Source organism: Nocardia sp. NPDC050630, assembly GCF_044457245.1.
GTDB lineage: Bacteria > Actinomycetota > Actinomycetes > Mycobacteriales > Mycobacteriaceae > Nocardia.
Genome location: NZ_JBITGN010000017.1, coordinates 29,015 through 51,297 on the forward strand (window position 1 = coordinate 29,015; position 22,283 = coordinate 51,297).

Annotated in this window: 20 protein-coding genes and 1 pseudogene; 11 read left to right on the forward strand and 10 right to left on the reverse strand. The window is 64.8% G+C overall.

Annotated elements, in window-relative coordinates:
- Nucleotides 1-9 precede the first annotated feature (9 nt).
- Nucleotides 10-2,145, forward strand: a complete 2,136-nt coding sequence (locus ACIBG0_RS31805) for a 3-hydroxyacyl-CoA dehydrogenase NAD-binding domain-containing protein (RefSeq protein WP_397037767.1) — start codon at nucleotides 10-12, stop codon at nucleotides 2,143-2,145.
- A gap of 37 nt (nucleotides 2,146-2,182) precedes the next feature.
- The gene (locus tag ACIBG0_RS31810; protein ID WP_397037768.1) at nucleotides 2,183-2,653 is read left to right on the forward strand and encodes an esterase-like activity of phytase family protein; all 471 of its coding nucleotides are present in this window, start codon (nucleotides 2,183-2,185) and stop codon (nucleotides 2,651-2,653) included.
- A 22-nt stretch (nucleotides 2,654-2,675) separates the two neighbouring features.
- Here the strand turns inward: ACIBG0_RS31810 and ACIBG0_RS31815 are convergent, their stop codons facing one another.
- Entirely contained in the window at nucleotides 2,676-3,128 is a 453-nt protein-coding gene (locus ACIBG0_RS31815; protein ID WP_397037552.1) for a MarR family winged helix-turn-helix transcriptional regulator, read from the reverse strand.
- 92 nt (nucleotides 3,129-3,220) lie between these two features.
- Here ACIBG0_RS31815 and ACIBG0_RS31820 point away from each other — a divergent pair, with 92 nt between their 5' ends.
- The 3 genes from ACIBG0_RS31820 (at nucleotide 3,221) to ACIBG0_RS31830 (ending at nucleotide 8,053) form a co-directional block, all read left to right on the forward strand.
- A complete protein-coding gene (locus ACIBG0_RS31820) occupies nucleotides 3,221-3,661 on the forward strand; it encodes an SgcJ/EcaC family oxidoreductase (protein ID WP_397037553.1) in 441 nt (146 codons plus the stop codon).
- Nucleotides 3,662-3,687: 26 nt separating this feature from the next.
- Nucleotides 3,688-4,299, forward strand: a complete 612-nt coding sequence (locus ACIBG0_RS31825) for an SgcJ/EcaC family oxidoreductase (protein ID WP_397037555.1) — start codon at nucleotides 3,688-3,690, stop codon at nucleotides 4,297-4,299.
- A 169-nt stretch (nucleotides 4,300-4,468) separates the two neighbouring features.
- Nucleotides 4,469-8,053, forward strand: a complete 3,585-nt coding sequence (locus tag ACIBG0_RS31830; RefSeq protein WP_397037557.1) for a protein kinase — start codon at nucleotides 4,469-4,471, stop codon at nucleotides 8,051-8,053.
- A 22-nt stretch (nucleotides 8,054-8,075) separates the two neighbouring features.
- On the opposite strand, the gene ACIBG0_RS31835 is transcribed toward ACIBG0_RS31830, so the two are convergent.
- Together ACIBG0_RS31835 and ACIBG0_RS31840 are read right to left on the reverse strand one after the other, a co-directional pair.
- Nucleotides 8,076-9,392, reverse strand: a complete 1,317-nt coding sequence (locus tag ACIBG0_RS31835) for a class I SAM-dependent methyltransferase (protein ID WP_397037559.1) — start codon at nucleotides 9,390-9,392, stop codon at nucleotides 8,076-8,078.
- On the reverse strand, nucleotides 9,389-10,825 hold the full coding sequence (locus ACIBG0_RS31840; protein ID WP_397037561.1) for an FAD-binding oxidoreductase: 1,437 nt from the start codon (nucleotides 10,823-10,825) through the stop codon (nucleotides 9,389-9,391). The genes ACIBG0_RS31835 and ACIBG0_RS31840 overlap by 4 nt, the downstream gene beginning before the upstream one ends.
- 357 nt (nucleotides 10,826-11,182) lie before the next feature.
- On the opposite strand from ACIBG0_RS31840, the gene ACIBG0_RS31845 reads away from it, so the two are divergent.
- A complete protein-coding gene (locus ACIBG0_RS31845) occupies nucleotides 11,183-11,617 on the forward strand; it encodes an SRPBCC family protein (RefSeq protein WP_062981254.1) in 435 nt (144 codons plus the stop codon).
- A 38-nt stretch (nucleotides 11,618-11,655) separates the two neighbouring features.
- On the opposite strand, the gene ACIBG0_RS31850 is transcribed toward ACIBG0_RS31845, so the two are convergent.
- Nucleotides 11,656-12,006 carry a VOC family protein gene (locus ACIBG0_RS31850; RefSeq protein ID WP_397037563.1) on the reverse strand — a complete coding sequence of 117 codons (351 nt, stop codon included), beginning with the start codon at nucleotides 12,004-12,006 and terminating at the stop codon, nucleotides 11,656-11,658.
- Nucleotides 12,003-12,827 carry a MerR family transcriptional regulator gene (locus ACIBG0_RS31855; RefSeq protein WP_397037565.1) on the reverse strand — a complete coding sequence of 275 codons (825 nt, stop codon included), beginning with the start codon at nucleotides 12,825-12,827 and terminating at the stop codon, nucleotides 12,003-12,005. Before ACIBG0_RS31855 ends, ACIBG0_RS31850 begins: the two co-directional genes overlap by 4 nt.
- Before the next feature lie 127 nt (nucleotides 12,828-12,954).
- On the opposite strand from ACIBG0_RS31855, the gene ACIBG0_RS31860 reads away from it, so the two are divergent.
- The gene (locus ACIBG0_RS31860; protein ID WP_397037566.1) at nucleotides 12,955-13,599 is read left to right on the forward strand and encodes a hypothetical protein; all 645 of its coding nucleotides are present in this window, start codon (nucleotides 12,955-12,957) and stop codon (nucleotides 13,597-13,599) included.
- Between the two features lie 3 nt (nucleotides 13,600-13,602).
- Here ACIBG0_RS31860 and ACIBG0_RS31865 read toward each other — a convergent pair whose 3' ends face one another.
- The 3 genes from ACIBG0_RS31865 to ACIBG0_RS31875 are packed head-to-tail and all read right to left on the reverse strand — an operon-like array spanning nucleotide 13,603 to nucleotide 15,244.
- Nucleotides 13,603-14,253, reverse strand: coding sequence for a LysE family translocator (locus tag ACIBG0_RS31865; RefSeq protein WP_397037568.1), 651 nt, complete (start codon nucleotides 14,251-14,253; stop codon nucleotides 13,603-13,605).
- A gap of 36 nt (nucleotides 14,254-14,289) precedes the next feature.
- Nucleotides 14,290-14,898, reverse strand: coding sequence for a recombination mediator RecR (gene recR, locus ACIBG0_RS31870; protein WP_364358372.1), 609 nt, complete (start codon nucleotides 14,896-14,898; stop codon nucleotides 14,290-14,292).
- Nucleotides 14,899-14,911: 13 nt separating this feature from the next.
- Nucleotides 14,912-15,244 (reverse strand): YbaB/EbfC family nucleoid-associated protein, encoded by a 333-nt coding sequence (locus tag ACIBG0_RS31875; RefSeq protein ID WP_084509499.1) that lies wholly within the window; start codon nucleotides 15,242-15,244, stop codon nucleotides 14,912-14,914.
- Between the two features lie 175 nt (nucleotides 15,245-15,419).
- Between ACIBG0_RS31875 and ACIBG0_RS31880 the strand changes: the two genes are divergently transcribed.
- The 4 genes and pseudogenes from ACIBG0_RS31880 to ACIBG0_RS31895 form a co-directional block, all read left to right on the forward strand.
- The gene (locus ACIBG0_RS31880) at nucleotides 15,420-16,055 is read left to right on the forward strand and encodes a hypothetical protein (protein ID WP_397037570.1); all 636 of its coding nucleotides are present in this window, start codon (nucleotides 15,420-15,422) and stop codon (nucleotides 16,053-16,055) included.
- Nucleotides 16,056-16,688: 633 nt separating this feature from the next.
- Nucleotides 16,689-19,613, forward strand: a complete 2,925-nt coding sequence (locus ACIBG0_RS31885) for a circularly permuted type 2 ATP-grasp protein (protein ID WP_397037572.1) — start codon at nucleotides 16,689-16,691, stop codon at nucleotides 19,611-19,613.
- On the forward strand, nucleotides 19,610-20,524 hold the full coding sequence (locus tag ACIBG0_RS31890) for a transglutaminase N-terminal domain-containing protein (protein WP_397037573.1): 915 nt from the start codon (nucleotides 19,610-19,612) through the stop codon (nucleotides 20,522-20,524). The genes ACIBG0_RS31885 and ACIBG0_RS31890 overlap by 4 nt, the downstream gene beginning before the upstream one ends.
- 29 nt (nucleotides 20,525-20,553) lie before the next feature.
- Nucleotides 20,554-20,781, forward strand: a pseudogene (locus tag ACIBG0_RS31895) (putative zinc-binding metallopeptidase); the annotation flags it as partial.
- Nucleotide 20,782: 1 nt separating this feature from the next.
- Here ACIBG0_RS31895 and ACIBG0_RS31900 read toward each other — a convergent pair.
- Nucleotides 20,783-21,211: a hypothetical protein gene (locus ACIBG0_RS31900; RefSeq protein WP_397037574.1), complete on the reverse strand. Its 429-nt coding sequence runs from the start codon at nucleotides 21,209-21,211 to the stop codon at nucleotides 20,783-20,785.
- Between the two features lie 46 nt (nucleotides 21,212-21,257).
- Nucleotides 21,258-22,220, reverse strand: coding sequence for a DUF2637 domain-containing protein (locus ACIBG0_RS31905; protein ID WP_397037576.1), 963 nt, complete (start codon nucleotides 22,218-22,220; stop codon nucleotides 21,258-21,260).
- Nucleotides 22,221-22,283: the final 63 nt, after the last annotated feature.

The window sequence follows — 22,283 nt, forward strand, 5'->3', positions numbered from 1 at the left end:
GAGACCAACATGATCGGTTGGGAGCAGGATTCGGACGGCATCGTCGTTTTGACGATGGACGACCCGAACCAGGGCGCCAACACGATGAACGAGCTGTACAAGACGTCGATGACTGCCACCGTCGACCGGCTCGAGGCCGAGAAGGACAGCATCACCGGCGTGGTGATCACCTCCGCGAAGAAGACCTTCTTCGCCGGCGGCGACCTGAAGAACATGATGAAGGTCGGCCCGGAAGACGGCCAGGCCCTCATGGAGGAGCTCGGCACCATCAAGTCGGCGCTGCGCCGGCTGGAGACCCTGGGCAAGCCGGTCGTCTCGGCGATCAACGGTGCCGCGCTCGGCGGTGGCCTGGAGATCACCCTGGCGACCCACTACCGTATCGCCGCGGATGTGCCCGGTGTGCAGCTCGGCCTGCCCGAGGCGACCCTTGGCCTGCTGCCCGCCGGTGGTGGTGTCATCCGCACCGTGCGCATGTTCGGCCTGCAGGGTGCGCTGATGCAGTTCCTGCTGCAGGGCAATAAGTACCGTCCGGCCAAGGCCAAGGAACTCGGCCTGATCAACGAGGTCGTCGGCTCGGTCGAGGAGCTGGTGCCCGCCGCCAAGGCGTGGATCAAGGCCAACCCAGAGGGTGGCGTGCAGCCCTGGGACAAGAAGGGCTTCAAGATTCCGGGCGGCACTCCGTCCAGCCCGGCCTTCGCCGCCAACCTCCCGGCCTTCCCGGCCAACCTGCGCAAGCAGCTCAAGGGCACCAACATGCCCGCACCGCGCGCCATCATGGCGGCCGCGGTCGAGGGGTCGCAGGTCGACATCGACAACGCGTCGCTGATCGAATCGCGCTACTTCGTCTCGCTGCTGACCGGCCCGGTCGCGAAGAACATGATCCAGGCGTTCTTCTTCGACCTGCAGTCGATCAACAACGGCGGTTCGCGGCCCAAGGATGTTCCGAAGAAGGAGATCCGCAAGGTCGGCGTGCTCGGCGCGGGCATGATGGGCGCGGGCATCGCCTACGTCTCGGCCAAGGCGGGCTATGAGGTCGTGCTGAAGGACGTCACCATCGAGGCGGCCGAGCGCGGCAAGAACTACTCCGAGAAGATCGAGGCCAAGGCCCTCTCGCGCGGCAAGACCACCGAGGAGAAGTCCAAGGCGCTGCTGGATCGGATCAAGCCGAGCGCGGATGCGGCCGACTTCGCCGGTGTCGACTTCGTCATCGAGGCGGTCTTCGAGAACACCGAGCTCAAGCACAAGGTGTTCCAGGAGATCGAGGACATCGTCACCCCGGACGCGCTGCTGGGCTCGAACACCTCCACCCTGCCGATCACCGGTCTGGCGACCGGTGTGAAGCGCCAGGAGGACTTCATCGGCATCCACTTCTTCTCGCCGGTCGACAAGATGCCGCTGGTGGAGATCATCAAGGGTGAGAAGACTTCCGATGAGGCGCTGGCCCGGGTGTTCGACTACACTCTCGCGATCAAGAAGACCCCGATCGTCGTCAACGACAGCCGCGGCTTCTTCACCTCGCGCGTGATCGGCACCTTCGTCAACGAGGCGATCGCCATGCTCAACGAGGGCATCGAGCCCGCGACCATCGAGCAGGCCGGTCTGCAGGCAGGCTACCCGGCCGCGCCGCTGCAGCTGTCGGATGAGCTGAACCTGACGCTGATGCAGAAGATCGCCAAGGAAACCCTCGAGGCCGCCGAGAAGGGTGACAACACCCTCGGTGTGAAGCGGCATCCGGCCCAGGATGTCATCGACTACCTGGTCGAGCAGGGTCGCCCGGGGCGTCTCGGCAAGGCCGGTTTCTACGAGTACGACGAGGACGGCAAGCGCCTCGGCCTGTGGCCCGGACTGCGCGAGCACTTCAAGACCACCGCCGGTTTCAGTGTGCCGCTGCAGGATCTGATCGACCGCATGCTGTTCATCGAGGCGATCGAGACCCAGAAGTGCTTCGACGAGGGTGTGCTGACCACCACCGCCGACGCCAACATCGGCTCGATCTTCGGTATCGGCTACCCGGCCTGGACCGGTGGTGTGCACCAGTTCATCGTCGGCTACCCGGGCGGCCAGGCGGCCTTCGTCGAGCGCGCCGACTACCTCGCCAAGACCTACGGCGAGCGTTTCGAGGTCCCGGCCTCGCTGCGCAAGTAGTCACGCGGTAACCCGCTAACGGCAAGCCCGCCATCGCATTTCGCGGTGGCGGGCTTTCGCCGTTGCGGGACATCCGGCGCGCTTCGGCCCGCTGCTCGCTCAGTACGCCTACCCGATGGAACCGGTATTCGCGGAGTCGAGTCCGGAGCCGGGCCAGGGTATGAACGGTATTGCCTCGATCCTGGCCGCCGATCCGCTCGATCCCACGAAATTCCTTGTCTTGGAACGGTCTTACGTGCTTGGTGTCGGAAATAAGATCCGAATCTACGAAGCCGATACCAAGGGTGCGACCACTATCCTCGATGCTCCGCTCGGCACCGCCCGACCGGTCACCAAGCGGTTGCTGGTCGACCTCGCCAATGTCGGCCTCGATCGCATCGACAATATCGAGGGCATGACGTGGGGGCCGGGCCTGCCGTCGGGCGAGCGGACGCTGATTCTGGTGAGCGATAACAACTTCTCGGATAAGCAGGTCACTCAGATCGTGGCGCTGGCCGTACAGCAGTAGAACGCGGCGGCGGGGTTGTAGTTCAGCTGGGGCGTAGGTCCTCGGCGGCTTGGTAGTACGCGTCGGCGGCGCGAGTGAAGTAGTCGAAGAGCACTTCGCGTTGTTCGGGTGAATAGCCGCCGATGATTTCGCCGATGGCGTGGCGGGCGGGTGCCAGGATTTCATCGAGATCGGCTGGCTTATCGATCAATTCGACGATGACCTTGCGACGGTCGCCCGGAACCGGGACGCGGCGCACATAGCCCGCGTCTTCGAGGCGATCGATGAGGCGTGTGGTGGGGCCGGTGGTCAGGCCGCTGCGGGCGCCCAGTTCACCGGGCGTCATGGCGCCGTTGAGTTCCAGGATGTTCAGGGCGTAGAGGTCTGTCGCGCCCAGGTCGACGGCGCGCGCACCGGCCTGTCCGTGCAGCATGACCGCGCTGAGATAGCGGCGGTAGACCTGGCTCGCGTCCTTGCGCATCGGCGGTGTTGACAAGGATACCTCCATCTCTTAATCTCTTCTTCAACGAAGAGAGTTCTTCAACGAAGAAAGCTCTTCCAAGAAGAAATCTAGCATGGAGGACCATCGTGACAAGCAATGACACCCAGGCGATCGAAGCCGTACTCGCGGAATTGGTCGACGCATGGGGCCGCGGCGATGCCGACGCATACGGCACCGTCTTCACCGAAGACGCCACCTACACAAGCTTTCTCGGCACGCTCTACCGCGGCCGCCCCGATATCGTCGCCTCGCATCGCGCCCTGTTCGGCAGCGTCCTGAAGGGCACCCGGCTGGCCGACGACATCGTCGACATCCGCTTCTACGGCCCGGATACCGCCGTGGTCAACAGCCACGGCGACACCTACAAGGGCAAGCCCAAGCAACTCACCAAGACCCAGACCTACACCATGGTCCGCCGCGACGGCCGCTGGCTGATCGCCGCCTTCCAGAACACCAAGCGCAACAAGCTCATGGAGCGCATCACCTACCTGTCCACGCCCGCCGCCCGCCCCGCCGCCGAGCGCTGAACTCCCACTGCCCCAAAGGATCCGCTATGAAAGCCCCCGAGCCACGCAATCGCCGCCGCATCGTCTCCCGCGTCCTCGCCGCCTCCGCCATCACCCTCGGTGTCGCCGCGGGCAGCGGTTACCTCTGGCTGGACCAGACCTCGGACGTGCACAACCTCGGCACGCCCGGCTGCACCACCATCAGCACTCCCGCACCGCAGTCGGCCCGGGAAATCTGCGATCTGCTCGACCACCTCACCGACGCCTGGGGTCGCGGCGACGCCGACGCCTACGGTGCCCTGTTCACCGAGGACGCCACCTACACCAGCTTCGTCGGCACCTACTACCAGGGGCGCGCCGATATCGTCGAGGGGCACCGCGCCCTGTTCAAGGGCTTCAAGAAGGGCACCGAACTCACCGATTCGATCCTCGGCATCCGCTTCTACGGCCCGAATACCGCCGTTGTCACCAGCCGCGGCGATACCTATAAGGGCGACCCGAAGCAGCCTGAGGAGTTGTCGAAAACGCAGACCTACACCGTCGTTCGCCAAGACGGTCGCTGGTTGATCGCCGCGTTCCAGAACACGCAGCGCAAGAACGTCATGGAGCGGATCTCGTTTCTCTACGATCCCGCGACCAGGCCCATCGCCGAGCGCTGAGGCGGTCGCAACCACGCTGTTTCGAAAGGCCCCCCACTCGGGTTGATACCGCGCTACGTTGGAGTATGCGTGACCTATCGGGCATCGTGAGATCGTTTCGCGATGTCCGATGTCCGTGTGTTTCTCGGTCGCCGGTGACGCCGATTCGTTGTGAATTCGAGGTGGTCACATGAATCCACAGATGCGTTCGGACAAGGCAAACGCCGAAGCGACTTCGGCCGAATCGGACACACAGCGACATGCGCCCATCGATATCGTCGACGAGCTCGAGGCGATGGGCCTGTCGGATGCGGTCGAGATCGGCCGGGGCGGGTTCGGGGTGGTCTACCGCTGTGTCCAGTACGCATTGGATCGCGTGGTCGCGGTCAAGGTGCTCTCCTCGGAGATCGATGCCGAGAGCCGGGAACGATTCCTGCGCGAGGAGCAGGCGATGGGCCGGTTGTCCGGCCATCCGAATATCGTCGACATCCTGCAGGTCGATGTCACCCCGACCGGTCAGCCGTTCATCGTGATGCCCTTCTGCACTCGGGGTTCGCTCGAACGGCTGATCCGGGACCAAGGCCCGCTCACCTGGGCGGATTCGCTGCGGGCCGGGGTCAAGTTGGCGGGCGCGATCGAGAGCGCGCATCGGGCCCAGATTCTGCATCGGGACGTCAAACCGGCGAACGTCCTGCTCAGTGCGTACGGCGAACCGCAACTGACGGATTTCGGAATCGCCAGGATTCCGGGTGGTTTCCGCACGTCCAGCAGTTTGATCACCGGCTCGCCCGCCTTCACCGCGCCCGAGGTGCTCAAGGGCGACGAGCCGACCGTCCGCTCCGATGTATACGGCCTCGGCTCGACGCTGTTCGCCCTGCTGACCGGCCATGCCGCCTTCGAACGGCAATCGGGGGAGAAGGTGGTCGCGCAATTCCTGCGGATCACCACCCAGCCCGTACCGGATCTGCACGGCCACGACATACCCGACGATGTCGCCGATGCCATCCAGTATGCGATGCACACCGATCCGGATAATCGGCCCGCCTCGGCCTTCGAGTTCGGGGAGCTGCTGCGCACGGTGCAGGCCGAGCATGATCAGATGCCCGATGAGATGGCTCTGCTGGATACCTCGGTGGTGGCGCCGGAGGAGACCGAACATCCGAGCGCGGCCGAGGTGACGGTAACGCGACCGGCGGTTACCGCCCGCCGCAGTTGGCCGTTGACATTGCGTCCCGCGGTATCCCAACATCCGGCCAACTCCACCCCGGTCGCGCCGACACTGCCCCCGACGGCGACGACGAAATTCCGCCCACCGACCCCCGCCCGCGAGCCGGTACCGCGCCCACGCCTGCTCGACACGCTGCGCGCTGGTGGTCGCCGCCGACTCGCGGTGATCCACGCACCAGCCGGATTCGGCAAGAGCACGGTGGCCGCGCAGTGGCGCAGTGAGCTGGTCGATGGCGGGGTCCCGGTGGCCTGGCTCGGCGTCGACCAGGACGACGATAACGAGATCTGGTTCCTGGCCCACCTCATCCAGGCGATCCGCCGGGTCCGCCCGGATATCGGTGAGGGTTTGGATCAGGTGCTCGAGGAGCGGCCCGCTGATGCGGTCGCCTATGTCGTCTCGACGCTGATCGACGAGATCCACGCCAGCGGGACAACCGTGGTGGTGATCGTGGACGACTGGCACCGGGTCAGCGATGCGGGTGCGCGGCGGGTGATGGATGCGTTGTTGGAGAACGGATGTCATCATCTGCGCTTCGTGGTGACCAGTCGTGAGCAGTCGGGCCTGCCGACAAGTCGGATGCGGGTGCACGATGAATTGATCGAGATCGGCTCCTCGGTATTGCGCCTGACCAGTGCGGAGACAAAGGAAATCCTGGTGCAGCGCAACGGATTCGCGCTCACCGATGACCAGATCGAGGAGATTCACGCGGCCACCGACGGTTGGCCCGCCGCGGTTCAGTTGGTGAGTTTATCGTTGCGCGGCAATGTCGATCCGGATCGTTTGATCGCGAATCTCGCTGAAGGCAGTCACGGTATCCGCGAGTATCTCGCCGAAAACGTTCTGGACGCACTCGAACCCAAAATGCTCGACTTCCTGACCTCGATCTCGATCACCGAGCGGGTCAGCGGTTCGCTGGCCTCGGCGCTGTCGGAGGAGCCGGACGGTGAATCGATGCTCGAGCAGGCTGAACAGCGCGAGTTGTTCGTCCGGCGCATTGCTCATGATCCCGAGTGGTTCCGGATGCAGCCGCTGTTCGCCGAACATCTGCGGGCACGGTTGGAGCGGGCCGATCCGAGCAAGTCGAAGGCATTGCACCGCAAGGCGGCTCGCTGGTACGCCGAACATAATTTGCTGCGCAAGTCGGTCGATCACGCACTCGCGGCGACGGATCTGAAGATGGCGCTCGATCTGGTCGAGAGCGGCGGCATGGACCTCATCGATAAGTCCCGCGTCGCGACGCTGCTCGGGACGGTATCGAAACTGCCGGTGCAGCAGGTGGCTTCGCGTTCCAAACTGCTGATGGCCGTGGCCAGGGCGAATGTGAATCTGCAGCAGCCAGCCGCGGCGCGCGCGGCCTTGGGCCGATTGTCCAATGTGCTGGCGCGGGGTTCGTCCACCGATGACGATGCGGATCGGCAACAGTGCCAGGCGGTGGTGCTCGCGGCCGCGGATCAGATCGCCCGTGACCACACCGAGGGTGTGCTCGACCGGGTGGCCGAATGTCTCGAAAAGCCCGATGAACTACCCGCCTGGACCGTATCGACCGCCGCGAATCTGACCTCCTTCGTGCGCTTGTGCGAATTCGATTTCGACGGCGCGCGCGAAATCCAGGAATGGGCGGCGCCATATCACGCCCGATCCAAGGATCCGCTCGGCGCGGTTTTCGGACTGTGCGGCAAGGGTGCCGCGGCCTATGAACAGCTCGATATCGCCACTGCCACAAGTTGTTTCCAGCAGGCGTGGGAGACCGCACGGGAGAAGTCGGGACCGCGCTCGGATGCGGTGCGGGTCGCTGCGGCGCTGCGCGGGGAAATGAGTTACCGCCGCGGCGATCTGGATACCGCCGATCGGCTGCTCGATGACAGTCATCAGCTGGTCACCCGGGTCGGGCCGGTTGACTTCCTGATTTCCACCTTCGTGGTCGGGGCCAGGGTCAAGGCCGCGCTCGGCGATCTGTACACCGCCACCGCCCGACTCGACGAGGGCGATCGAATCGCCGCCGATAACAGGTTGATTCGGCTCGCCGCTCATATTCGCGCCGAACGGCTGCGCCTTGGACTGCTGACCGATACCGGGGCCCGATTGGCCGTCGACGCCGCGACCGGATACGAATCGGATATCTCCGGAACCATCCATCAGGCTCATCGGATGACGGGTGCGGCGGCGCTGGCGGCGGAGGCGCAGGAGATCGCCGCGATCCGTGCACTGCTGTCCGAACGTCAGCTGCGCGCCGATGATCGTGCGGTGCGCCGGGCCCGCGCGCTACACGCTCGCATGGTCGAACAGCACCGTCCCCGTGCTGAGTTGGATACCGTGCTGTTGCTGGCCGAATGTCTGGCCGCCTCCGGCTGGGTCGGCGAGGCCACCGGACTGCTGCTGCCCGCGGCGGCCACCTGCGCCGAGCACGGTTGGACCATGCCACTTCTGGATGCGGGCCCAGGTGTGCTCGGCATCCTGCGCGTACTGCGCACCGAAATGCGTGCGACGCCGGGTCAACCCGGTGAAACGACGCTGCCCGCCCTATTCCTGGATGAACTCCTGGGCTAGGACGGGCGGTATCGGTCGCTGCTTACGGCTGCCACCACGGACGCAACGGCAGACCTGATTCGCCGTTCGGTCCGAGCTTGACGCCGAGCACCTGGTGCAACTGAACGACATTGCGCTGGAAGCCGAGTCGGCAACCGGCCATGTACAGGCCCCATACCTTCGCGGTGCCCTCGCCGACCTCTTCGACGCAGGCATCCCAGTTGGCGACCAGGTTCTTACACCATTCGTGCAGGGTGAGCGCGTAATGCTCGCGCAGGTTCTCCTCGTGCATCACCTCGAGGCCGACATTCTGAATCTCGGAAATGATCCGACCGGACCCGATCAGCTCGCCGTCCGGGAAGACGTAGCGGTCGATGAAGTCACCGGCCTTCGTGGTCCGGGTGTTGTCCGGCCTGGTGATGCAGTGGTTCAGGAACAGGCCGCCATCGCGCAGCTTGCTCTTGATGTATTCGAAGTAGAACGGATAGTTGTGCACGCCGATGTGCTCGGTCAACCCGATCGAGGAGACGGCGTCGAAACCGACCTCCGGGATATCGCGGTAATCGGAATGCCGCACCTCGGCGAGCTCCGACAGGCCCTCTTCGGCGATCTTCTGCTGTGCCCATTCGGCCTGTTCCGCGGATAATGTCGCGCCGATGACCTTGACCCCGCGCTTGGCCGCGTAGCGCACCATGCCGCCCCAGCCGCAACCGATATCGAGCAGCCGGTCACCTTCCTTCAGCCGCAGCTTGTCGAAGACGAGGCGGTACTTGTTCTCCTGGGCCTGCTCCAGCGTCCAGTTCTCGTCACCGTAGGCCGCGCAGGTGTAGGTCATCGAGGGGCCGAGGACGTATTCGTAGAAGGTATTGGAGACGTCGTAGTGGTGGTGGATGGCCTCGGCATCGCGAGTCTTGGAGTGCCGCAGGCCCTCCAGCGCGATCCGGCGCCAGCGCGGCAGCGTCTCCTGCGGCGGCGGCGCGATCGGCTTGAGCCGCTCCCAACCGAGCGAGCGGGCGATGGTGACCAGCGCGAGCGCCGACGGACGACGGAACTTCAGCCCGTCCATCGCCCGGAGAATGTCGTAGGGGTCGCCCGGGTGCACGCCGGTGGCGGTCATATCGCCGGCGATGTAGGCGCGGGCCATGCCGAGGTCACCGGGGGCGGTGGCCAGGTAGTTGATACCGCGCGGGGTCTTGATCTCGAGGCTGTATTCCGAATCCTGCGGCCCGGTCGCGCTGCCGTCATAGGCGGTGAGCCGAATCGGAATCTCGCCGTCGATCAGCGTCTCGAAGATCTCGGCAATGCTGAGTTTTGTCCCGAGGTCCGCGAAGACATCGGAACGGTCCTTGAATGTAGTCATTTGCGTTGCACCGCCTTCGAATACAAATCCAGCAGTCGCTGGTCCGGGTCGTAGCGCTTCTTCAAATCGGTGTAGGTTTCGCCGCCGTACAAGGCCGCGAATTCATCCTTGCCGTAATACGAATCCGAGTACAGGGATTTGTGCCCGTCGAACTCGGTGACGGTCTGCTCGATCGCGCGGTTGGCCTTGCCCTCCTGCTGACCTGCGACGGTCGGCACCGCGGACCAGAATCCGACATTGACGTAGGTACGGTTCGGCTGCAGCGGATACAGCGGCCATGGACGCCCCGCGTTCGATGCGTCGTTTCCACGCAGTCGCAGCGGGCACAGCCAGATCGGTTCGATCGGAATTTCGCGCAGGAACCATTCGACGAAATCCGCGGTCCGCTCGACCGGAACTTCGACGTCCTGCACCACACGCTCGCGCGGCGGATTGCCCTGGCGGGCCTCCAGTTTGTCGCCGATGTTGTACTTGTGATCGAGTGCGATGAGCTTCCAGTAGAAGCTGCTGCGCCGGTAGCGCTTCGGCCACAACCGGCGGATCGTCGGGTTCTGCGTGCCGAAAGCGCGCGAGCACCAGAACCAGTCGGTGTCCCAGCGCCACAGATAATCGTGGATGGTCAGCCGGTCGCGTTTGGGCCGGTCGGAATCGTGCTGGATGGACCGGTAGTAGATGTCCATGCCGGTGTAGTCGCTGATCGGGCCCGGCTCATCGGTCTGGCGGCCCAGCGTGAGATAGCTTTCGTCGGCGCTGAAGACCACGCCGTCGAGGTAGTCGACGCGCTCACCGTCATAGGTCTTGTCCGTGACGATCCGGGCGAGGGTGGACTCCAACTCGCGCAGATCGTGGAAACGGACATGCCGCAGTGCCACATAGGGCTGTACGGTCTCCAGTTCGATCTTCAGGCGAACCGAATAGCCGAGGGTCCCGTAGGAGTTCGGAAAGCCGCGAAACAGGTCAGCGTGCTCGCCATCCGGTGCCGCGGTGATGATCTCACCCGCCCCGGTCAGCACATCCATCTCCAGCACCGACTCGTGCGGCAGACCGCTGCGAAACGAGGTGGATTCGATGCCGAGGCCGGTGACCGCGCCGCCGAGGGTGATCGTCTTGAGCTGCGGCACCACCAGCGGGGCGAGCCCGTAGGGCAATGTCGCGGCCACCAGATCCTCGTAGGTGGTCATTCCGGCGACGTCGGCGGTCCTGGCCGCGGCGTCCACCGCGATGACCTTGGTGAGTCCGGAAACATCCAGGCCGGGGGCGGTGTTCTTGGCCCTGGCCCGGAACAGATTCGAGGTCTTCTTCGCCAATCGCACGTTGGCGGTCGCGGGTATCGCGCGGTAACTGGCCAACAATCGCTCCACACCCGCTCGATGCGCGGCGAACCCTGATTCGTGTGCGGCCGATGCGTGTCCGGCCTTCCCCAACAGACTCACTGCCACTCCTCGACGCTAGTACGCACCGGTAACACAAGCCACTGCGAAGTCACCGACGAGGGATAAATGTCACGCTTCTGTTGCATCGGGAATACCCAGGACTCGCCGTGTCAGTCCGGCGGTGATCCGGGCGGTTTCGAACACCCGATTCGCACGATGTATTGCATGGATCCCCTCCGGTGCAATCTGATCGGCAAGCCTAACAGCGCGGGCCGGTCGGCGCGCAGTGATCAACATCGCGGCGCGCGGACCGCCCTGGGCGCCACACAGCGGCGCAGACAGGGCAGGATAGGAGGCAACCGTAGCGATTGCTTGCACGTCGCTCGAAAAGATCAGCAGCCGGACAAGGAGCTCATCGTGGGACAGGTCAGCGCCAGCAGTTCGATCGCCGTCGCGGCGGATCCGCAGCGCGCACTCGAGGCGATCGCGGATTACGAGAAGGTGCGTCCGCGCATCCTCTCCGCGCACTACCGCGACTACAAGGTGGTCGAGGGTGGTCAGGGCGCGGGCACCGTCGCCGAATGGACCCTGCAGGCGACCGAAAAGCGTTCCCGCAACGTCCATGCGGTCGTGTCGGTATCGGATTCGATCGTGACCGAACGTGATTCGAATTCGACGCTGGTGAACACCTGGACGGTGACGCCGGACGGTACCGGTTCGCAGGTCACGCTGCGCACATCGTGGAAGGGTGCGGGCGGTATCGCGGGGATCTTCGAGGGCATCTTCGCGCCATTGGGGCTCAAGAAGATCCAGGCCGAGGTGCTCGCGAACCTGCAGCGCGAACTCGCCTGAGACAGCAGGAAAGGCCCGACACTAGTCGGGCCTTTCCTTTAACCGGCCGCGATGTCGAAGAGATTGCCCTCCGGATCGGCCAGTGTCGCCCATTGCGTACCGTACTCGTCGAAATCGCCGATATGCTTGGCGCCCAAGCCGATCGCGCGATCGATCTGTTCGCCCCAGTCCGCGGCCTCTAGGTCCAGGTGGATGACATTCTTGCCGGGCGTCTTATCCGGCACCTGAATGAACATCAGCACCGGCGCATTGCCTTCGGCCATTCCAACCGTGGCGAATTCCGCGCTGGCGTTCGCATCGAGCGAACGATTCAACAGCTCTGACCAGAAACCGGCCAGCGTCGCGGCATCGGCACAATCGAAGGTGATATGCCCGATGGTGAGTGTCATTGCGGTTCTCCTTGTTCAATGGGCCAGCAGACTTCGGTGCGGTAGGCGTTGGGGTCCTCGATTTCGCCGGGGCCGAGGACGTACAGCTCACGAATGGGTTCGGCGAGCGAGGTGTCGTATTCGGCGACGTGGCTGCCGAGGGCGCCGTAGGTGCGGTCGAAATCGTCGAACGGACCGGAGTGCACGGCGATCGCGAAGCGACGCGCTGGCAATTCGATGATCGAGAGTTCGCTCGGTAGCGCGATCCGCGCGTCGGCCTGGATGGGAACGAACGCCACGACCTCGCCCGCATCGTTCTCGAAGAACTCCATCGAATAGGTGGCGCCCTCGACACCGGCGGGCGCGATATGCGCCGCGGCCAGCGTCTCGTGCAGCAGCGGATATGCGGCCGCGCACCAGTCACCGATCCTGTCCCTGCGCACCGAATCGACATACGCGAGCGCCGGGAAGGCCGCGATCGACCGGTACTCGACGGTGAGCGGCGCGGCCGGGGTGAGCAGTGAGCGCAGCGAAGCAACCACGGACTGCGTGCGCCGCAACTCCACTTCCATGCGTTCGAGATGTGCGCGCAATGCGGCATCCCGGGATTCGGTATCCGAGGCCGTCAACACCGCCTTGATCTCCGGCAGCGGCATATCCAGCCCCCGCAGCCGCCGGATCAGCTGCGCCTGCCCAACTTGGTTCACCGAATACCGCCGATATCCGGACCCCGCATCGATCGCGACGGGCTCGAGGAGCTCGACCTCGTGGTAGTACCGCAGCGTCTTCACACTGAGGTTGGTCAACCTGGCGAACTCCCCGATCGAAACTGTCGCGGCCATACCCATCAGCGAACACCCTCCCCCCACTGGAGAGTCAACCTGACCGGCTGCTCACCATGCGTTGGCCCGATAACACCAGCGCAGGTGAGCATCCGACCAGTTCCGACTCCCCCCGTACGCTGTTCTGGTGAGCTACGACCACGTCTTGTTGCCATCCGGTGTCGCGATGACGATCGCGCAGGTCGATGCGTATCTGGCTACCCAGCAGGGACGACCGGAGACGGAACCGGTCGCGGCGATAGCGGCGGAGCTGAACAAGCGCAATGCCGAACTGCCTGAGCAGGACGGATTCCTGAGTACGGTTCCGGTCGGTGGCGCGGCGACCGGTGCGGTGCTGCACGTGCCGTGCCCCTACGACGCGATCGGATTCGTCCGGCAGCTGCTTTTCGAGATCGCGACACCGCTGAACTACGCCGTCTACGATCCGCAGCTGGCCTGGCTCATCGATCCGGCCGGACACGTGCCCGCGCTGGTCACGCACGGCGGTGCCGGGGAATTCCCCTATCTGACGAAAGCCCTCGCCGACCAGTGGGTTTCCGAGCTGGCACCGCCGAACCCGTATCTAGTCATCGAACGTGACGAGCAAATCTACATCCAGACCTACCGCGATAAGTCCGGGACATTCACCCTCGAATATCGAGATGGCGCCCCGGACCAGCACTTCGGCATCACCGTCACCGACCCGCAGACCGTCGCGGAGCTTATCTGGGACTGGGCCGTCGATGACCGCACCCGGCTCCAGGCCCTGCCCTGGAGCCGAATCACCGTCTGACGCTTACTGATTCTGTACCGCCAGCCGCCCGGCCAGGGCAATGAATGAAGCCCCGAACACCCGACGCATCCAGGTGACCACGGCGGGCCGGGAAATCACCTGGTTGCGCACGCCAGCCGCGCAGGCACCGTAGATCGCGAAGACCACGAATGTGGCGAGCATGAACAGTCCGCTCAGTTCGAGCATGCGCACCAACGCGTTCGGGGTACCTGCCTCGCTAGCGATCGCTTGCGGGTCGCTCGAAAGGGTCGGCACGAACTGGGGCAGGAAGGCGAAGAAGAAAATGGTCAGCTTCGGGTTGAGGATATTGAGCAGCACCGCCGAGGTGATCACCTGCCGGGCCGAGGGCGTTGCGGCTTCGGCCTCCGGCACGGCCAGTGCGCCCTTGTCCCGGAACGTATTCCACGCCATGTACAGCAGGTAAGCCACGCCCAGATACTTCAGCGTCTGGAAGGCCACGGCGCTGGCGTTGAGCAGTGCGGCCAGCCCGGTCACGGCCGCGATCATGTGCGGAATGATGCCGAGCGTGCAGCCGAAGGCCGCGATCACGCTGGCCCGCGTTCCCCGGGAGAGTCCGGCCGCCAGCGTGAACAGCACGCCGGTTCCGGGTGTGGCGACGATGACGAGCGTGGTCAGGAAGAACTCGATGCTCATCCCCGACACAGTAACCCGTGCCCGGCCGAACGCAAGCTACAGTGCCCGCCGCCCCGAGAGTGCGCGGCCGAGGGTGAGCTCATCGGCGAATTCGAGATCGCCGCCCATCGGCAGGCCGGATGCCAATCGCGTCACCGATAGGCCGGGAAAATCGCGCAGCATCCGCACCAGGTAGGTGGCCGTCGCCTCGCCCTCGGTATTCGGGTCGGTCGCGATGATCACCTCGCTGACATCGACGCCGTCCTCCTGATTGCCGATGCGCGCCAGTAGCTCTCGAATGCGCAGCTGATCGGGTCCGATGCCGCTGAGCGGATCGAGCGCACCGCCGAGCACGTGATAGCGCCCGCGGAATTCCCGGGTGCGCTCGATGGCCTGCACATCCTTGGGCTCCTCGACCACACAGATCATGGTGCGGTCGCGCCGCGGATCCGAACAGATGCGGCACATTTCGTTATCCGAGACCGTGCCGCAGACAATGCAGAACTGCACGCCGTCGCGCACCTTCTGCAAAGCGGCCTGCAGTCGGTCGATTTCGGGCGGCTCGACCTGGAGCAGATGAAATGCGATGCGCTGCGCACTTTTCGGACCGACGCCGGGCAGCTTGCCCAATTCGTCGATCAAATCCTGGACCGGGCCCTCGTACAAAGACGTCCCCGGATCAGAAGTCGGGCAGACCCGGCAGCGACCCGCCGCCGGCCAGTGGGCCGAGCCGTTCGGCAGCCAGCTGCTGTGCGTTGGACATGGCGTCGTTGACCGCGCCGATCACCAGATCCTGCAGCCCCTCGACATCGTCGGGGTCGACGATCTTCGGATCGATGCTCAGCGCGACGACCTCACCGGTCGCCTTGATGGTGACCTGGACCAGGCCGCCACCGGCCTGACCCTGCACTTCGGTCGCCGCGATCTCGGCCTGGGCCTGCATCACCGCCTGCTGCATCTGCTGTGCCTGGGCGAGTAATTGCTGCATATCGAACTGACCACCGGGCTGCACGGCTTGTCCTCTCTGCGGAAAGTGTCGTTGTTCAGCCTAGTGGGCGCGGCAACGGCCGTGTCCGCAGCCCCGAGCCGCCAGATAACAGTTCGACTTTTAACCAGATGCCCGCGCGGCCACCGTCTTACGATCGACGCAGGGTCGGGGACCGGTGTGGTGAGTTCTGGAGACAGCAATGCGCGTAAACCGCGTTCTTTTCATGGGCACTGTGGTGCTCACACTGGGCAGTTCGCTCCTCGGGACCGCGGGTCCCGCTGCTGCCGATTCCGGCATCGTCGATCCTGAGGTTGTCGACTCCGAAGTTATCGACTCAGAGGTTGCCGACTCCGGGGTCGTCGCTGCGGCGGCGGACTACGGCGGCGGATGTGTTCTCTATCCCGACAATCCGGCTGCGACCATCGATTCGCTGCGCTTGCGCTGCTCGGCCGAACAGCAGGACGCGATCTTCCGCGATGCCCCGCGCGGTGAGGTGCCGAGGGGAGTCACGAATGGTTGGGTGACCAGGCCACCGATCATGGAGACGCTGGCCCCGCCGTTCTGGATCGGTAAGACCTTCTACACCGGACCCGACGGTGGCTATCTGATGAACCGAATCACCGGCGCGGGCATCGAAGGCTGGAAGGCCGATGTCTACAGCGCACCCGCGCTTGTGGATGGCGCGCCGACCTGGGCGTTGAACTACGCACCGTCACCGACCCCGCAGGTCTACGACGAGATCCGCGAGGTCACGCCCAATGTTTGGTTCGGCTACTCGTGGTGGCGCGGCTACTTCCAGACCACCCTGCTGCTCACCTTCGCGCTGACCTACTAGTTCGGGCGGTGCGCGTGACATCCGGTGCCGCGCAGGCGCAGCCACCGGCGATGTCACCGCAGTCGACGACGAAGGCATGCCTGGCGTGCTCGGGATCGATGCAGTCCGCATCGGTGCAATCGGTGATGCGGGTGCGGTGGACGATAAGGGTGCCGTGACAGTGGTCGACGGCGGATTCGCAGGACGGACACATCGACGCGCGCATATGGCCTCCAGACGAGATCGGTTCGTGAATCGGTCATAGCATCAGCCCCCGACAGGGCGTGGGAGATAGCCGCGCGTGTCGCGCGGCGGCGGCGCCTATCACCTCGCCCATCCGGGCGGCGTGGCCTGGACCCGCCGGTGATGCGGTGGCAGAGCAATCGCGCCGCAACCGGCGGTTCGAGGCGGTGGGCACACCATTTCCCAGGTCGATCGGGGGGAGCTACGTGCGAAGATGGCAGCACAGTCCGCCGACATCGGCGCGCCGGGCATCCGCGATCTGCGCCGGGCGTGCACGGTGTGGGGACTGGTCGGCGATCGGTAAAGCGGACACGTGGTCCGCGCTGGGAGAGAACGTCTGGCAGGGGAAGCGAGGTCGGCGCGGTGACGATGCGCGACGAAGCGCGGGGTTCGGGTGCACGAGAATCCGAGATGACACTGCTGAATGCCGGACGGCTCAGTGTCGGTGAGCAGGTCGAGGAGCAGTTCGCCAGATATCGCGCCGAGGGTGCCGAGACCGGGGGCTACGACGAATGCGGTCGTCCGATGGGCGGGTATTACGACGAGTTGGTCGATCCCTCGGGCAGTGTGCGGCGCATGTGGTCGGAGCTGTCCGCCGATTTCGTGGAATTGGGCACGACCGGGCTGGGACGGCTGGACAGCCGGGTGCGCAGGCTCATCGATGACGACGGCATCTACTACACCGAGGTGGGCGCGGCAGGGGAACCGCCCATGCCGAGCGCCTGGCGGTTGGATCCGATTCCGCTGCTGGTCTCCGCCGACGACTGGACCCGGCTGGAGGCCGGACTGGTGCAGCGTTCACGGGTGCTCGACGAGGTGCTCACCGATATCTACGGTCCGCGTCGCACCGTAACCACTGGTCTGCTGCCGCCGGAGGTGGTGTTCGGCAATAGCGGATATGTGCGGGCCGCGCATGGCATCACGGTTCCCGGACGCCACCAGTTATTCCTGCACGCCTGCGATATCAGCCGGTGGAGTGACGGACAGTTCCGGGTGATCGCCGACTGGGCGCAGGCGCCGTCGGGTGCCGGATACGCGCTGGCGGATCGGCGGGTGGTGTCGACGGCGATTCCCGAAGCCTTCGAACATTCCAATCCGCGCCCGCTCTCGCCGTTCGCGCGGGCCATGCGGTTGATGTTGATCGAATCCGCGCCGATGGCCGATAACGATGATCCGGTCGTTGTGGTGCTGAGTCCAGGTGTACATTCCGAAACCGCCTTCGACCAGGCATATCTCGCTTCGACGCTGGGTTTTCCGCTGGTCGAGAGCGCGGATCTGGTGGTGCGCGACGGTGCGCTGTGGATGCGCTCGCTCGGCACGTTGAAGCGTGTCGATGTGGTGCTGCGGCGGGTGGATGCCGAATTCTCCGATCCGCTCGACCTGCGGCCGGATTCGCGGCTAGGGGTGGTCGGGTTGGTGGAGGTATTGCGTCGCGGTGCGGTGACCGTGGTGAATACGATCGGCAGTGGGCTGCTGGAGAATCCGGCGCTGGCGGGGTTCCTGCCGCGGATCTCGCGGGCACTGCTCGGGGAGGAGTTGGCGCTCGAGAGCGCGCCGACATACTGGGGTGGCGATGACAGTGAGCGGTCGCATCTGATCGCGAATCTGGATCGACTGATCATTCGTTCGGCGGTCGACGGTGCGACGCTGTTCGGTCCGGAGCTGTCCAATGCGCAACGCGCCGAGCTGGCCGCTCGGATCGAGAACTGCGGGTGGCAGTGGGTCGGGCAGGAGCCCGCGCAGTTCTCGGTCGCGCCCGCGGTGCAGGGTTACGGCGGGCTCGCCTCGGCACCCGTTGGTATGCGGCTGTTCTCGCTCGCCCGACGCGGCGGTTACACGGCGATGGAAGGCGGCCTCGGCCAACTGCGTCAACGCCTACAGCCCGAGCGAATAGCCATAAAGTTTGCCGCTAAAGACATTTGGGTCCGGGCGGTCCCCGCCACTGTGGCCGCCATCGGCACCGAACCGACCCGCGAGGTACGCGAACGCCGCGCCCCTACCCTCGAACCGGTGAGCTCCCCGCGTGTCCTCAACGATCTGTTCTGGATGGGCCGCTACAGCGAACGCGCCGAAGCCGTTGTACGACAACTGATCGCAACCCACGACTGCTATCAGGACTACCGCTACCGTCCCTGGATGGCGGGCGCCGACGCGCTGCCTGTCCTCATGGCGGCCCTGGCCCACACCACCGGGACGCTGGCTCCGCCGAGCGTGCTGCCCGATGGTGCCGGTGCCGTGCAGAAGTTGCCTTCTGAGCTGAGTTCTGCTGCCGAGGTGCCGAGTTCGAGCACGAGTGCGCATGGTTCCGAGACGAGTGGTCCAGGTGCGGGCAAGGCCTCGGAGACTGCCGGGCGAGTGGCGGGTGTCGGTGCGACGGAGCCGAGCGGCGTGCACCCGCGCCCGCCAGCTGGACGGTCACAAGCGCAGTCGCAATCTGCAGCGCAGGGTTCGAGTGCGTCGGGCATGGCGTCCGGCTCCGCTGATTCGTCGAACGCGGTTGCGGCGATTACCGCGCGGGCGATGGTGCCGGGCACAGGTCGGGAGGGACATGACTATTTGGTGGCGTTGACTGTTGATCGGGATATGCCGGGGTCGATGGCGTTTGCCATCCATCGGTACGGGTCGGCGGCTCGGGCGGTACGCGATCAGTTGTCGATGGATACCTGGATGATTCTGGGGGCGGTCGATCGGGCGCTGGAAGAGTATCGGTTCACCGGTGACGATCAGGAAACGGCATTGTCGGCGGTGCATTCGCTGTCGTTGGCGGCGCTGCTTTCGTTGTCCGGTATCGGTGCCGAATCGCTGGTGCGCGATACCGGTTGGTACGTCATGGATATCGGCAAGCGCATCGAACGGGGGCTGTCGTTGACCGCATTGCTCGAGGCCGCGCTGACAGATGCCTATCCGCCGGAAGCTGAACGGGTGGTCATCGAAACGGTGCTGAAGGCGACCGAGTCGTCGGTGAGTTACCGTGGTCGGCACCGGGATTCGGTGCGGGTATCGGCGGTGACCGGACTGTTGCTTTTCGACGCCGGGAATCCGCGCTCGCTGGCCTATCAGCTGGATCGGCTCGATGCCGGCTTCCAGGCGCTGCCGGGTAATTCGGGATCCTCGCGCCCGCAGCGGCTGCTGGCCGATGCCCAGCGCATGCTGCGCCGGGTGGATCCGGACGAGCTGGATGTCACCGATGCCGAGGGTCGGCGTACCGAATTGGCCGAGTTGTTGGAGGGTGTGCATCTGCGGTTGCGCAAGATCTCCGAATCGTTCGAGACCACGAAACTGGCACTGCCGGTCGGTACCCAGCCACTGTGGGGTAGCACGAGGGTCGTTGGATGATCGCGCCGAATGCCGCCGCCCGGCACTATCGGGTCGAGCATCGCACCACCTACAAATATTCCGACGCGGTTACCAGCTCCTATGGGCGCGCCTATCTCACGCCCCGAGAGTTTCCCGGACAGCGCCTGCTCTCCCATGAGATCCATATCGAGCCGACGCCATCGGATCGCTCGATCGGCACCGATGTGTACGGCAACACCACCTCGTATTTCCATGTCACGACCGAACACACGAAACTTGTGGTCACTGGCGAATCCGTGGTCGAGGTCGAGGTACCCGATGCCACAGCGGTGAGCGCGACCGCCGAGCCGTGGGAGCGGTCCCGTCCGTCCACCGCCAATGGCCCGCTCGCAGTGGAATTCGCTCTCGACCTGCAACCCCCGGAAATCACCCCCGAGATCAGCGCATATGCTGCCGAATCCTTGACGCCCGGCAGGTCGCTACTGGAAGCGGTGGCCGAACTCAACACCCGCATCCACGACGACTTCACCTACAAATCCGGCTCGACGACCGTATCCACCAAGGTCGCCGACGTCTTCGCCGCACGTGCGGGCGTCTGTCAGGACTTCGCCAGGATCGGCGCCGCCTGCCTGCGCTCGCACGGCTTGGCCGCACGCTATGTATCCGGTTACCTGGCAACCGATCCGCCGCCAGGTAAGGAACGCATGGTCGGCGCGGACGTGACCCACGCCTGGTCCGCGGTGTGGGTCCCCGGTGACACCGCACACGACCGGACCGGCCACTGGATCGGTTTCGACCCGACCAATGACCAGTTCGCCGACGAGCGGTATGTAACCGTCGCATGGGGCCGTGACTACGCCGACGTGCCCCCGTTGCGCGGCATCATCTACACCGACGCGAAGGAGAGCTCGATCACGGTATCCGTCGACGTCGCGCCGGTAGAGGTGTAGCGATATGTGCGCAGGTAGGCTGAGGCGCCATCGACACCGCCGCCTTCGGCTGGGCCCCCGCCGGCGCGACACTGGACCGTCTCCAGTTCGGCCGCGCCGGCTTCGACCGCATTTTCGACCCGTGGCTTCCGCTCGCCTGGTCGCTCAATATGGTCAACCGGTCAATGGGCCACGACGACCTCTACCTCTTCGTCCTGCCCGACCCGGTGCTCGAAACGATGTGCTTGGTCGACGACCTGCGCACCGAACCCCGCTGACCTAGCCGACACCGTTGGTCGTGAGCACATGGTCCCCAATGCTTTCCGGACCCCACTGATTCTGCGCGAGCGCCTCGTAAACGCAGATCAGCAGCAAAATCCGGGCCCGCTGTCCGGCCGTCAATTCGGTATCCAGATACGATTCCTGGACGCGCAGGCCGGTGGTGCCGGATACCCGGCGCGGGCTGGGCTCGGACAGCAACCAGAACAACTCCGGCCCGATCAATGTCGAACGTCCACCGGTTTCGGTGAACCACCGGGACGAATATTCGATCATCAGATCGGTGAATGTCTCTCCGCTGCTGATCGATTCGGCGAATTGGTTCAACGCGCCCGAGCGATCGATGCCGCTCTGGATCACCGACGCGAGCCGCGCCGCGACCTCCCGGAATTGTTCTACGCCCTGGTCTTGCCAAACGGTAAAAGCCATCGCTTACTCCATCGACGTGTCCGATTGTGGCTGAAGCAGTTTCGAGTCAGAAGGGATTGATCTTCGTCTTGCCGCCCGCGCCGTTGCTCACGTATGTCGGTGTGATCCGCGGCGATACCGCGGTACCTGGCAGTGTGCTGGTCAGCAGTTTTTTCGGGGCGACGGGCAGTGGGTTGGTATTCTCCAGGATCGCGGCACCCCGCGTCGTTACGACACGCTCTTCATTCGGTGCCGAATCCCAATCCTCTTCCGTGTCATTCCAATTTTCGTTCGTCGCGTGGTCCCAAACCTCCTCCGCCGCTTGGCTGCGATCCTCCTGCGTCACCGGTGCGCGGTCGTCCTGGATTGCCGGTGCGCGGTCGTCCTGGGTTGCTGGTGCGTGAGTCTGCTGGGTTGCCGGTGCGTGAGTCTGCTGGGTTGCCGGTGCGTGAGTCTCCTGAGTTGCCGGTGCGTGAGTCTGCTGAGTTGCGGGTGCGTGAGTCTGCTGGGTTGCCGGTGCGCGATTCTGCTGCGCTGCTGGGGCGGTCGCCACGGCGCGTCCGCGCCCGAACAGCATCAGGGTCAAATGCACCGCGAACAGCATGGTCAACGGCATACCGGCGTACAGCGACAAAGACACAGGGCTACCCCCGATTTCGCGCGCGTACTCGATATTTCCCGCGACCGATACCAGGGTCCAGAAGACGAACAGCGCCGTGGCGTACCACCACGCCGAACTGTGCCGCTTGAAGGTGGCGGTGGCGATGATCGAACCGATGACCAGTCCGTCGATGGCGATCGGCACATTCGCGGCCAGCGCCGGAGCCACCAGGTTTCGCACCGAAAGGTCGTGCAATGCGGCAAACGACATTTCGAATGACGTGAGTGCGACGACACCGGTGACGATCGCCGAAGCATGTAGCGGGCGTGGCCGCCATACTCGTAGCCGGCTGATCAGCGACGGCCGACGGTCGGCCGGTGCCGATTGTTCCTCGAGCAGTTCCGATTCCGCTGATGTGATCGTCGCCATAGCGGGAGCGTATCGTGCATCACTGCGTACCTCGTCGAGGGCCCCCGGCGAAAAGCGTGGCGC

Bases quoted from the DNA above. Each gene is read 5' to 3' on its own strand.
- ACIBG0_RS31805 (WP_397037767.1), top strand. From the start codon at position 10: ATGATCGGTTGGGAGCAGGATTCGGACGGCATCGTCGTTTTGACGATG.
- ACIBG0_RS31825 (WP_397037555.1), top strand. From the start codon at position 3,688: ATGAAAGCCCCCGAGCCACGCAATCGCCGCCGCATCGTCTCCCGCGTC.
- ACIBG0_RS31830 (WP_397037557.1), top strand. From the start codon at position 4,469: ATGAATCCACAGATGCGTTCGGACAAGGCAAACGCCGAAGCGACTTCG.
- ACIBG0_RS31835 (WP_397037559.1), bottom strand. From the start codon at position 9,392: ATGACTACATTCAAGGACCGTTCCGATGTCTTCGCGGACCTCGGGACA.
- ACIBG0_RS31850 (WP_397037563.1), bottom strand. From the start codon at position 12,006: ATGACACTCACCATCGGGCATATCACCTTCGATTGTGCCGATGCCGCG.
- ACIBG0_RS31855 (WP_397037565.1), bottom strand. From the start codon at position 12,827: ATGGCCGCGACAGTTTCGATCGGGGAGTTCGCCAGGTTGACCAACCTC.
- ACIBG0_RS31865 (WP_397037568.1), bottom strand. From the start codon at position 14,253: ATGAGCATCGAGTTCTTCCTGACCACGCTCGTCATCGTCGCCACACCC.
- ACIBG0_RS31880 (WP_397037570.1), top strand. From the start codon at position 15,420: ATGCGCGTAAACCGCGTTCTTTTCATGGGCACTGTGGTGCTCACACTG.
- ACIBG0_RS31885 (WP_397037572.1), top strand. From the start codon at position 16,689: ATGACACTGCTGAATGCCGGACGGCTCAGTGTCGGTGAGCAGGTCGAG.
- ACIBG0_RS31890 (WP_397037573.1), top strand. From the start codon at position 19,610: ATGATCGCGCCGAATGCCGCCGCCCGGCACTATCGGGTCGAGCATCGC.
- ACIBG0_RS31900 (WP_397037574.1), bottom strand. From the start codon at position 21,211: ATGGCTTTTACCGTTTGGCAAGACCAGGGCGTAGAACAATTCCGGGAG.
- ACIBG0_RS31905 (WP_397037576.1), bottom strand. From the start codon at position 22,220: ATGGCGACGATCACATCAGCGGAATCGGAACTGCTCGAGGAACAATCG.